The sequence below is a fragment of the Stappia sp. genome (assembly GCF_048261845.1).
In the GTDB taxonomy this organism is placed as follows: Bacteria; Pseudomonadota; Alphaproteobacteria; order Rhizobiales; family Stappiaceae; genus Stappia.
Map to the genome: position 1 here is coordinate 38,226 of NZ_JBLXFR010000020.1, position 10,185 is coordinate 48,410.

Sequence of the window (10,185 nt, forward strand, 5' to 3'; positions counted from 1 at the left end):
GGGGAGAGGGGAGAAGGCATGCAAGCGCGGGCATGCCGGCGGCCGTCTCATGCCTCCGGCTTGGGGGCGCCGTCATTGGCGGCCGCAGGCACTGCCGACAGCGTGGTCGCCCCGGCCAGCAGGCGGGGCAGGCAGAACGCGACGACGCGACCGAGGCCAGGCTCTATGGCCGACCAGTGCTTGGCGTCGAAGTCGATGACGGTCAGGGCGGCTGTCGGATATTTTTCGGAGATGGCGGTCTTGAGCGCGGGATTGCCGCCGCCGATCAAGTCCAGCGCTGTCTCCTGGGTGGCCGGATTGTGGCCGACGACCAGAAGGGTGCGACTGCCTTCGCCGGCTGTCCGGATCGTCTCCAGATAGTCATAGTCGGACTCGTCATAGAGTTTGCGCGTCAGCCGGATGTCGATCTCGCCCTGCAAGGAGGGCAGGATGAGGGCCAGTGTCTCCCGGGTGCGCTGGGCCGAGGAACACAGGATGCGATCGGGATTGAGCCCGTGCCGGGCCATGTGCGCTCCGACCTCGGGCGCGGCCTGCCGGCCGCGATCATTCAGGGGGCGCTGGAAGTCGGACAGGCCGGCCTGGCCCCAGTCGGACTTGGCGTGTCTCAGCAATAGCAGGCGCAGCATGTCAGGCAGATTCCCCGGACGCGGTTTCGATGACCGATTTTAATCACATGCGGGCGTCCGCGTCCGGGGAAGTTTGATGTCCTGAGACGCATGGTTGTCATGCGATCTCATCGTCGGCATTCCGGAACTCCAGAATGTCGCCGGGCTGGCAGTCCAGCACCTCGCAGATGCGCTCCAGCGTGTCGAAGCGCACACCCTTCACCTTGCCGGATTTCAGCAGGGAGACGTTCTGCTCGGTGATGCCGATGCGTTCGGCGAGTTCGCGCGAGCGCATTTTCCGGCGTGCCAGCATGACGTCGAGATTGATCACGATCGGCATGTCTGCGGCCTCATATGAACTGGCGGTTTTCATCCGCGACGATGGCTGCTTCCTCAAGGATCCAGCCAAGGACAACAAGCAGCAGACCGAAGACAAGGACGGTGAGGTCGTCTGCATGCAGACCGACGGCCATCTCGCGCTTGCCGGGGGCATTGGCCCAGGAAACGACAATGCTGCCAAGAATGCCGATCACGATCGTTGTCGGAGCGAATGCGGCGACGACGATGCCGATCCGCTTGAGCCTCTGTCCGCTTTCGGGGGCAAGGGCAGCGCCCCGGGCAAATCCCTGGAACAACCGGTGCAGAACGAACAAGGCGGTGATCACGAGAGCGAGGGGAACCAGGGACAGGAGGATCGCCAGCACGCGGGTGATCGGCGTCAGGACTGCCTCACGCGATGTCGACAGGCCCTCGATCAGCATCCGGTCGAGATTCGACGGGTCGAACAGGATGAGGCCGAGGACGGCGGCCGGGCCGGCAATCATGAGGAACAGGGTCAGCCAGGACAGCGCGCGGCTGACCCTGGCAACTCGTTCGAGACGGGGATTGTATCCGGTGCGAAGTGCGGGTTGAAACGTCATTCGATAATTCCTTCACAATTCAGTTTACAAACTTAATGTTACACAATAAAAAATGCGCGTCAATCGTGAAAGTGATTTCTTCCTTTCAGCACCGGAGCTTCCATGCGCAAACATCACCTTCTTCCCCTGAATGCCCACAAGGTCGCTCTCCTGGCGATCATTCTCGTCGCCGCCTCGCTGGCGGCCTCCTGCGGGCAGGTTCCGCTGGCCAGCCTGATCGGACTGCGCAGCTTCGATCTGGAGACGACCGATCCGGCCCGTCTGCGTATCGCGGTGCGACATCCCGACTGGATCGAGGTGCCATCCGAAGGTGCCGTCATGCACATCGAACAGCGCAGCAAGGCGTCCGGAGCGCTCATCATGAGCGAGCAGATTGTGTTTCGGCACAGCGTGGCGGACGAGGACCTCGCATCCCTTGGGAGCGAACGTCGACGCGGCAGCGTCATTCGGGTCTTCCGGGTTGCGCCGCGTGATGTGGAACGGATGCGGGCCGTGCAGAAGGCGATCCGCGACCGGTCGAACGACAAGACATCGGGGGTGGAGGGGCGTCTCAGCGTGGCTGTCACAGGCTGCCGGTTGGGACCCATGCCCGAGGGGGAGGTCAAGGTGTCGACCTATCTGGCCGCAAGCGAGCTTGACGGGTTCCTGCCGCTGGCCAGGGATTTCGACCTGCGGTCGTCGATGATCGACGCCGGTGCACCGCAAGACGACCCGATCGCTCCCTGTCCGCAGGCACGGGAGAAAGCCTGACCGGGCTTCCGCTCACGGCGGGGCGCTGGAGGGGTCAGGGCGCTTTTTCGGCGAGCAGTTCGGCAAAGGCGGTGACCAGCGGGCCAATGGCCTCAGCCTGGCCGGGGAGCGAGTAGGCGATCCACAACGTGTAGTCGGTGTTGCTCGTGCGAAACCGCCACAGGCTCTCGCAGCGACTGGCGCCTTTCTCCTGCCCGGTCAGGAAGGAGATGGCGGCGGAGGCGGCTCCGGTTGTCTTCAGCAAGGGGAAACCGGCCGCGATGTAGCGCTCCCGAAAGGCCCGTGCGGCGATCGCGCCATTGCCGGAAGGATGGCTGCGCACGATGGCCGAGATGCCGGCCGGATTCTGGTAGATGCAGCCCGCGACCCGGTCGGACGAGCCGGAAAGGATGCGGATGCGATTGAGGCTTGCCACCTGGTCAGGGCAGGTCAGGCCGGTGAAATGGTGCATGCCGCGGGTCACCACTTTCCAGCCGGCTTCCGTCGAGCGCTGCTGGGCAAGCGCCGGAGGCGGGGATGCTGCGACGGCAAGGGCAAGGACGAGAACGCCGGCGGAGAGGAACCGGGGGAGCATGCGCGAAGACGCGGGCCGCCTCCTGGTTCTGCCGGGTCCCCTTGTCCGCATTGCCGCTAGCGCCCCTCGCGCCGGTTGAGAAAGGCCAGTCGCTCGAAGAGATGGACGTCCTGCTCGTTCTTCAGAAGCGCGCCATGCAGCGGCGGGATGAGCTTGCGGGCGTCGCGTTCGCGCAGGTCGGCAGGGTCGATGTCCTCGTTGAGAAGCAGCTTGATCCAGTCGAGCAGTTCGGAGGTCGAGGGTTTTTTCTTCAGTCCCGGCGTGTCGCGCACATCGTAGAATATCCTGAGCGCCTCGCGCAGCAGTTCCGCCTTGAGGCCCGGAAAGTGGACCTCGACGATGTCGGTCATCGTGTCTGCATCGGGAAAGGTGATGTAGTGGAAGAAGCAGCGGCGCAGGAAGGCGTCGGGCAGCTCCTTCTCATTGTTGGAAGTGATGATCACCACCGGGCGCTGCCGCGCGCTCACCATCTCGCCGGTCTCGTAGACATGGAACTCCATGCGGTCGAGTTCCTGCAGAAGATCGTTGGGGAACTCGATATCCGCCTTGTCGATCTCGTCGATGAGAAGGACCGGACGACGGTCGGCGGTGAAGGCCTCCCAGAGCTTGCCCTTGCGGATGTAGTTGGAGATGTCGTGCACCCGGTCGTCGCCGAGCTGGCTGTCGCGCAGGCGGGAGACCGCGTCGTACTCGTAAAGCCCCTGCTGGGCCTTGGTCGTCGACTTGATGTGCCATTCGATCAGGTCGGCATCGAGAGCGCCGGCGATCTCCTGGGCGAGAACCGTCTTGCCCGTGCCCGGTTCGCCCTTGACCAGAAGCGGCCGCTGCAAGGCGACAGCCGCGTTGACCGCTATCCGCAGGTCCTCGGTGGCGACATATCCGGACGTACCCTCAAAACGCATTGAAATCCCCGCATCACGACTTTCTTGCGCTGCACAGTATGAGGCGGGCAGGGCATGCGCAAGACCTGCCCGGAACAGCCCCCGGCCCGGCATTTGTTGCCGAGGTGAGAGGGACAAAGCTGCCGCCGCGACGCCGGATGCTTGCCGTCCCTTGTTCTTGGGGCAAGCAAAATCAATGGCTTGTGGGTCTTCGTGAAACTGGCACGTTGCTTGCCAGCAACAATCGCGAGACCGGTGTCCGCTGTGGCGCCGTCATGCCATCCGATCCGTCTGGAGGTTCACATGGGTGTTTTTGGTGCATTGAACGCGGCCGTGTCCGGCCTTTCCGCGCAGGCCTATGCGCTGGAGAACATCTCAGGCAACATCGCAAATTCGGCGACCGTTGGTTACAAGCGGCTCGACACGTCCTTCTCGGATCTTGTCGGTGGTGGTCGCGGGTCGCAGCCGAGCCAGCTCGCCGGCACGGTGTCGGCCAGTTCCCGGGCGACGAACGGGATTCAGGGCGACCTGCAGCAGAGCCAGGTCGACACGTACATGGCCATCAACGGCAGCGGCTATTTTGTCGTTCAGGGCCGCGCGGGCGAGGTCGACGGACGGTCGATCTTCACCGGCAACGATCTCTACACACGCCGTGGCGACTTCGAGGTCGACAAGGAAGGCCGTCTGGTCAATGGCGCCGGCTACTATCTGATGGGCCAGCCGATCGACCCCGTCACCAAGAACGTTGCCGGTTCGGTGCCTTCGATCATGACCATCGACAGCTCCGTCATTCCCGCCGTTGTCACCGATCGCATCAAGTACGAAGGCAACCTGCCGACAACGCCGCAGACCAGCACCAAGCTGGCCGGCGGAGCCGATACGCTCGACCCGTCGCTGACCAAGGCCTCGACCGGCGCGGCTCCGGATGCCGCAGCAGTCGGCCAGACGGTCGGTGCCGATGCGATCTCCGCCGATGACGAGGTGACCTTCCTCAACAGCTCGATCGCGGGCGAGGCGATCACGGTCTACAATTCGAGCGGCACGCCGGTGAACGTGCAAATGCGCTGGGCCAAGACCTTTGAGGATGACGGAGCCCAGTCCGACACCTGGTCGCTCTACTACCTCTCCGATTCCAAGGCGACCGGTGCAGGTGCGAAGTGGAGCAAGGTGTCCGACGCCCAGTTCGGCACCGACGGGCGCATGACGCTGCCGGCGACGGACTCCATGGCCCTTACCGGCCTCACGGTCGACGGACAGACGGTCGGTAACGTGACGCTCGACTTTGGCACGGGCGCGCTGACGCAGTTCGCGGATGCCAACGGCAATGCCAAGATCTCCAAGCTGACCCAGAATGGCTATCCGGCCGGTGACCTGGCCGGCATTTCGGTCTCCGAGGCCGGCCGTCTCGTTGCCTCCTACTCGAACGGCCGTACCCGCGAGCTCTATGAGATCTCGCTGGTTTCCTTCTCGGGCGAGGCGTGGCTGGAGCGCGTCAATGGCGGCGCCTTCGAGGTGACGCCGGAATCCGGCGAGCCGATCTCCGGTGCGCAGGGCAATATCGTCGGCAAGCGTCTCGAGGCGTCCAATACGGACATCGCCGACGAGTTCTCGAAGCTGATCGTGACCCAGCAGGCCTACTCGGCCAACACCCGGATCGTCAGCTCGAGCGACGAAATGCTCCAGGAAGCGATCAACATGATCCGCTGACGCGGGTCGCGAACTGACCGGCCGGCGTCTCGCCGGCCGGCCGTCCTTTCACGTCGACGCGAAAGCCGGGCAAGGCCATGGGACTGGGTAGCGTTCTCAATACCGCACTGATCGGGCTCGGTTACAACCAGCGACAGCTGGATGTGACGGCGGGCAACATCGCCAATGCGGACACTGTCGGCTACACGCGCAAATCCCTGACCGCGTCGGTCAGTTACGACGGCAACGGCCGGGTGACCGGCCTTGATGCCGACAGCATGCGCCGCTACCTCGACCTTGCGGTGCAGACCCAGTACCGCACCTCGCTGGCGCAGAACAACTACGCCTCGGTTTCCCAGCAATACACCGCCCGGCTCGATACGCTGTTCGGAACCATCAAGGATGACGGTTCGCTGCCGAACACGGTGAATTCCTTCATCTCGTCCATGTCCAACCTCGTGTCCGGCCCGGAGGATTATTCCAACCGGCTGGAAGCCTTGCGCACGGCCCAGGCGATGGCCAGCAAGATCAACGCCATGTCCCAGGAAATCCAGGACATGCGGCAGGAGGTTGAATACCAGATCTCGGACCAGGTCGACCGGGTCAACGAGCTGCTCACCAACCTGCAGGCGATCGACCGCAAGGTGGTCAGCAACTCGCAGGACGGCGACATGCCCGTCGGCCTGATGGATCAGCGCGACATGATCCTGGAGGAGCTGTCGGGCTATATCGACATCACGGTCAAGCCGACCGAGCAGGGCGGCGTGCGCGTTCACATGGGTGGCGGCACGCTGCTCTACGACGTCGACGTGATGAAGCTGAAGTTCGATGCGCGCGGCAATGTCAACGCCAACGCGCTCTACTCGATCGACCCGGCCGACCGCGATGTCGGCACGCTGGTGCTCGAGAATTCGGAAGGCAGCCAGATCGACCTGCTGGCGACGCGCACACTGCGCACGGGCTCTCTTGCCGGTCTCGTCACCATGCGCGACGAAACCCTGACAAATGCGCAGACGCAGCTCGACGAACTTGCCGGTTCCCTCGCACGGGCCTTTTCCACCCATGTGCAGGACGGCACTGCCTATCCGTCCGCCGGCACCCAGACGGGCTATGAGCTCGATCTTGCCAACATGCAGCCCGGCGACAGCCTGACGTTCGATGTCAAGGACATCGCCACCGGGCGCACCAAGTCGGTCACCATCTACCGAAGCGACGGGCCCGAGCCTCCGGCGCTGACGGCGACCAAGGATTCCAACGACATCTTCCTGGCCGTCGATTTCTCGAGCGGTAATTACGGCACGATTGCCGCGAACATCCAGAGTGCGCTCGACGGGGATCCGCGCATCGGCGCCGGCGTCTTTGCCGCCGCCAATCCGGGTGGGTCGACCCTTCGGCTGGAGAGCACGGCGCCTGGCGCGACGCGGATCGAAAGCCTGTCGGCGAACGAGACGATCTCCGACCTTTCCGCGCATGGCGACGCCTTCGCGCTGTTCGTCGACGATGACGGCAGCCCTTTTACCGGCATGGCCGACGGCCGGCCGAACACCACGGGATTTGCCTCACGCATCCGGGTCTCCGAGGCGCTGCTCAACGATTCCTCGTTGCTGGTGGAGTATGCGCCAGGTGTCGCCAATGGCGATCCGACACGCCCCCAGGCCGCCCTCGACAAGCTGAAAAACACCAAGGTCGCGTTTTCGCCCGGTACCAGGATCGGCGGATCGAACGCGGTCTATACGGGATCGATCAGCGACTTCGTAACGGCTGCGGTCACTCACCAGAGTGGCCGGGCGGCGCAGGCGAAGGCAACGCTGGCCGGTCAGGAAGTGGTGACCTCCAACCTGAAGACACGTCTCGACAACGCCTCGAAGGTCGATGTCGACCAGGAACTGGCGCAGCTTGTCACGCTGCAGAACGCCTATGCCGCCAACGCACGGGTCATGCAGGTGGTGCGCGAATTGTACGATATCCTGATGCGGAGCTAGCGAGACGCGATGTCGATCAATCCCTATGGCAGCCTCAATTCTCCGCGCTTGGTCAATTACCTGACCAGCATGCGTGCGCAGATGGACGACCTTCAGCGGCAGCTGGGCACCGGCCTCAAGTCGGAGACCTATGGCGGCCTCGGCTCCTCGCGCGTTCTCGACCTGCAGCTCAAGCAGCAGCTCTCGGAGGTCGGCGTCTACAAGCAGACGATCCAGATCGCCGGCTTGCGGCTCGACACGATCGACAAGACCAGCGAGCGGCTGGAGGAGATCCGCATCGAGGCGAAGGCGACGACCGATCAGAACAATTTCGAACTGTTCAGCAATGGCCGTACCTCGTCCCAGACGGCGGCGGAAATCTCGCTTCGCGAGTTCATGTCGCATCTCAACACCGATGTCGGCGGACGCTACCTGTTCTCGGGAAAGACCGCCGATACCCTGCCGGTGCAGAGCCTCGACCATATTCTTGCGGGCGACGGCAACTATGCTGGCCTGAAAACCGTCGTCGGGGAATACAACCAGGCGGACCTTGGAGCGCTTGGCAACGGCCGCATGACAACCGCGCAGGTCGGCACGCAGGTAACGCTTGCCGAGGACGGAACGCATCCCTTCGGCTTCAAGATCGACAATGCCTCGTCGGGCCTCAGCAACGTGAATGTCACGCAGAATGCCGGCCCGCCACCCTCAATGGATGTCGACTTCACCGGGCAGCCGCAACCGGGCGAGGCGATCCGCGTCTTCCTGACATTGCCGGATGGATCCCGGAGCGAGATCACGCTCGGGGTGGACGGCGGACAGGACGATCCGGAGTTCACCTTCTCGCGGGGCGCGACACCGGCCGACACCGCGGCCAATTTCAAGACCGCCCTCGACGGTGCCTTGCAGAAAGCGGCGAACACGGAACTGAAGGCCGCCTCGACGACACGCGCCTCCGAAGCCTTCTTCGACACGGCGCCAAAGTCTCCGGTGCCGCCGGGCTACCTGCCGCAGGCACGGGTGGTGCCGAATGCCGGCGACTTCACCACCGCGACCACCTTGCGCGACGGAACGGCGGACACAGTTGCCTGGTACACGGGCGACAACTCGCCCGGCAATCCGCGCAAAGACTCCAGTGCGACGATCGACGAGAACCTGAAGATCAACTATGGCGCCCGTGCCAACGAGGATGGCTACCGCCTTGTTGTCCAGTCGCTTGCCGCCTTCGTCGTCTCCGACTTCTCCAGCAACAGTCCGGACAACCAGGCCTTCTACGAACAGATGGCGCAGCGGTCCTATGGCGGACTGACGCCGGCCGGTGCCGAAGCATCCGGCATTCGCCAGAACCACATGGAGTTCGCCGCGGCACAGCGCACACTCAAGGATGCCGAGACCCGGCACCGGGTGGAGGAGGGGTCGCTCAAGGCCTTTGTCGACGAGATCGAGGGCATCAACCAGGAAGAGGTCGCGGTCAGGCTGCTGACGCTCAGGACCCACCTGGAAGTGAGCTACCAGGCCACCAGCATGACACTGCAACTGTCCCTGTCCAACTATCTGTAGGCGCTGAATCGGTCGGGAAAGCCGGCGTCCAGCTTGCCCTTTCTCTTCTGTTCTCCACCATATTCAAGCGGCCCGGCGGGATCTTTCTTCGCCGGGCTTTTCCGTTCGGCTGTCGCCAGGAGGCGGTGTGTCGTCGGCAACGGGCAGCATTTGGTGTGTGGTTTCAGGCCAACGCAGAACGCCGGCACGAGGGCCGGCGTTTCAAGTGCTCTTGGCGCTGTTCCGGAGCGTCCGGCCGCGCTTCGTCTTCAGGTGCCGCGCAGGCCCTGGGCGATGTTGCGGTTGATCTGGATCAGCGTTGTCAGGCGATCCGGGCTCGGGTTGGTCATCACGTCAAGCGTATGCTTGAGGATGAAGGCTCCCAGGGAACCGAGGTTCTGCTTGATCTCGATGGGCAGCGGATTGTCGTTGCTTGTCACCGACGTGGCCAGGATCGTCCACAGGCGGCGATTGTAGGACAATGCCTCGTCCAGCGTTACCGGGCTGTCCCCGCCCCAGTCATCCTTGACCGCCTGAAGCCGCGCTGCTGCCTTGAGCAGCAAGGTCGCCTCCAGCTCCCTCGGGTTCACGGTCGATTGCGTCGTCTGCTGATATGCTGCGTTGGCCAGATTGTGCATGTTCGATCAGTTCCCGTTCGTACTCGACCAGTTCCCTCGCTCGTCTCAAGGCAGCATAGAGAGAGCCGGTTAAGATCTCATTGTTGACAGCGTCCACAAGGCCGATTGTGCTGGGTGCAGCCTGGATGAAGTCATTGACAAGCTCGAAGTAGACTTTCCGGTGTCGCTCAATGTCCTGATTGAGGTACATGAGCTGAACTGCCAAGTAGATCCGCTTCGCGGGCGTGTTCGCCGTTTCCGCTGTGTAGATATCTTTCTCGCGAAGAATCGGTTCCTTGCCCTCAATGAAGATATGCGTGCGATGATCCCCGTTTGTTATCACGGTGGATCCGACGATGAACCGTTCCTTGGGTCTCAGTTCGATCTTCAGTGCCATGAATAAATACTCTCACAAGGTTATGATTCAAGCAACAAGTAAGTGCTCTCAAAATAGAAAGGGCGGCGAGTTTTCTCGCCGCCCGGAAATATTTGCCTAGTATTTCTACTAGAACAGACGCAGGACCGCCTGGTCGGCCTCGGAGGACAGCGACAGGGCCGTGGTGGACAGCTGCTGGCGTGTCTGCAGGGCGAGGAGGTTGGCGCCTTCCTCGTTGGTGTCGGCGAGCACCAGGTTGTCCGCACCCGTCTGCAGGGT

Annotated in this window: 11 protein-coding genes; 4 read left to right on the top strand and 7 right to left on the bottom strand. The window is 63.1% G+C overall.

The window, feature by feature from the left end:
* Positions 1-47: 47 nt before the first annotated feature.
* From ACN0T5_RS10455 to ACN0T5_RS10465, 3 genes are all read right to left on the bottom strand, one after another.
* On the bottom strand, positions 48-626 hold the full coding sequence (locus ACN0T5_RS10455) for a SixA phosphatase family protein (RefSeq protein WP_417768572.1): 579 nt from the start codon (positions 624-626) through the stop codon (positions 48-50).
* Between the two features lie 97 nt (positions 627-723).
* On the bottom strand, positions 724-945 hold the full coding sequence (locus ACN0T5_RS10460; RefSeq protein WP_417768573.1) for a helix-turn-helix domain-containing protein: 222 nt from the start codon (positions 943-945) through the stop codon (positions 724-726).
* 10 nt (positions 946-955) lie between these two features.
* Positions 956-1,525, bottom strand: coding sequence for a DUF2975 domain-containing protein (locus ACN0T5_RS10465; RefSeq protein WP_417768574.1), 570 nt, complete (start codon positions 1,523-1,525; stop codon positions 956-958).
* Positions 1,526-1,627: 102 nt separating this feature from the next.
* Between ACN0T5_RS10465 and ACN0T5_RS10470 the strand changes: the two genes are divergently transcribed.
* Complete coding sequence (locus ACN0T5_RS10470) at positions 1,628-2,275, top strand: hypothetical protein (RefSeq protein WP_417768575.1); 648 nt, start codon at positions 1,628-1,630, stop codon at positions 2,273-2,275.
* A gap of 34 nt (positions 2,276-2,309) precedes the next feature.
* Here ACN0T5_RS10470 and ACN0T5_RS10475 read toward each other — a convergent pair whose 3' ends face one another.
* Both ACN0T5_RS10475 and ACN0T5_RS10480 read right to left on the bottom strand, forming a co-directional pair.
* Complete coding sequence (locus ACN0T5_RS10475) at positions 2,310-2,849, bottom strand: hypothetical protein (RefSeq protein WP_417768576.1); 540 nt, start codon at positions 2,847-2,849, stop codon at positions 2,310-2,312.
* Between the two features lie 56 nt (positions 2,850-2,905).
* Entirely contained in the window at positions 2,906-3,751 is an 846-nt protein-coding gene (locus ACN0T5_RS10480) for an AAA family ATPase (protein ID WP_417768577.1), read from the bottom strand.
* Positions 3,752-4,033: 282 nt separating this feature from the next.
* Between ACN0T5_RS10480 and ACN0T5_RS10485 the strand changes: the two genes are divergently transcribed.
* The 3 genes from ACN0T5_RS10485 to ACN0T5_RS10495 all read left to right on the top strand — a co-directional run bounded on the left by ACN0T5_RS10485 (position 4,034) and on the right by ACN0T5_RS10495 (position 8,934).
* Positions 4,034-5,437: a flagellar hook protein FlgE gene (locus tag ACN0T5_RS10485; protein WP_417768578.1), complete on the top strand. Its 1,404-nt coding sequence runs from the start codon at positions 4,034-4,036 to the stop codon at positions 5,435-5,437.
* 77 nt (positions 5,438-5,514) lie between these two features.
* On the top strand, positions 5,515-7,398 hold the full coding sequence (flgK, locus tag ACN0T5_RS10490; RefSeq protein WP_417768579.1) for a flagellar hook-associated protein FlgK: 1,884 nt from the start codon (positions 5,515-5,517) through the stop codon (positions 7,396-7,398).
* A gap of 9 nt (positions 7,399-7,407) precedes the next feature.
* Positions 7,408-8,934, top strand: a complete 1,527-nt coding sequence (locus ACN0T5_RS10495) for a flagellar protein (protein WP_417768580.1) — start codon at positions 7,408-7,410, stop codon at positions 8,932-8,934.
* A 248-nt stretch (positions 8,935-9,182) separates the two neighbouring features.
* Here the strand turns inward: ACN0T5_RS10495 and flaF are convergent, their stop codons facing one another.
* On the bottom strand, positions 9,183-9,551 hold the full coding sequence (gene flaF, locus ACN0T5_RS10500) for a flagellar biosynthesis regulator FlaF (RefSeq protein WP_417768581.1): 369 nt from the start codon (positions 9,549-9,551) through the stop codon (positions 9,183-9,185).
* A complete protein-coding gene (gene flbT, locus ACN0T5_RS10505; RefSeq protein WP_417768582.1) occupies positions 9,433-9,927 on the bottom strand; it encodes a flagellar biosynthesis repressor FlbT in 495 nt (164 codons plus the stop codon). Before flbT ends, flaF begins: the two co-directional genes overlap by 119 nt.
* Positions 9,928-10,185: the final 258 nt, after the last annotated feature.

Coding starts and splice junctions, on each gene's coding strand:
- ACN0T5_RS10485 (WP_417768578.1), top strand. CDS start 4,034: ATGGGTGTTTTTGGTGCATTGAACGCGGCCGTGTCCGGCCTTTCCGCG.
- ACN0T5_RS10465 (WP_417768574.1), bottom strand. CDS start 1,525: ATGACGTTTCAACCCGCACTTCGCACCGGATACAATCCCCGTCTCGAA.
- flgK (WP_417768579.1), top strand. CDS start 5,515: ATGGGACTGGGTAGCGTTCTCAATACCGCACTGATCGGGCTCGGTTAC.
- flaF (WP_417768581.1), bottom strand. CDS start 9,551: ATGCACAATCTGGCCAACGCAGCATATCAGCAGACGACGCAATCGACC.
- ACN0T5_RS10475 (WP_417768576.1), bottom strand. CDS start 2,849: ATGCTCCCCCGGTTCCTCTCCGCCGGCGTTCTCGTCCTTGCCCTTGCC.
- ACN0T5_RS10470 (WP_417768575.1), top strand. CDS start 1,628: ATGCGCAAACATCACCTTCTTCCCCTGAATGCCCACAAGGTCGCTCTC.
- ACN0T5_RS10460 (WP_417768573.1), bottom strand. CDS start 945: ATGCCGATCGTGATCAATCTCGACGTCATGCTGGCACGCCGGAAAATG.
- flbT (WP_417768582.1), bottom strand. CDS start 9,927: ATGGCACTGAAGATCGAACTGAGACCCAAGGAACGGTTCATCGTCGGA.
- ACN0T5_RS10480 (WP_417768577.1), bottom strand. CDS start 3,751: ATGCGTTTTGAGGGTACGTCCGGATATGTCGCCACCGAGGACCTGCGG.
- ACN0T5_RS10455 (WP_417768572.1), bottom strand. CDS start 626: ATGCTGCGCCTGCTATTGCTGAGACACGCCAAGTCCGACTGGGGCCAG.
- ACN0T5_RS10495 (WP_417768580.1), top strand. CDS start 7,408: ATGTCGATCAATCCCTATGGCAGCCTCAATTCTCCGCGCTTGGTCAAT.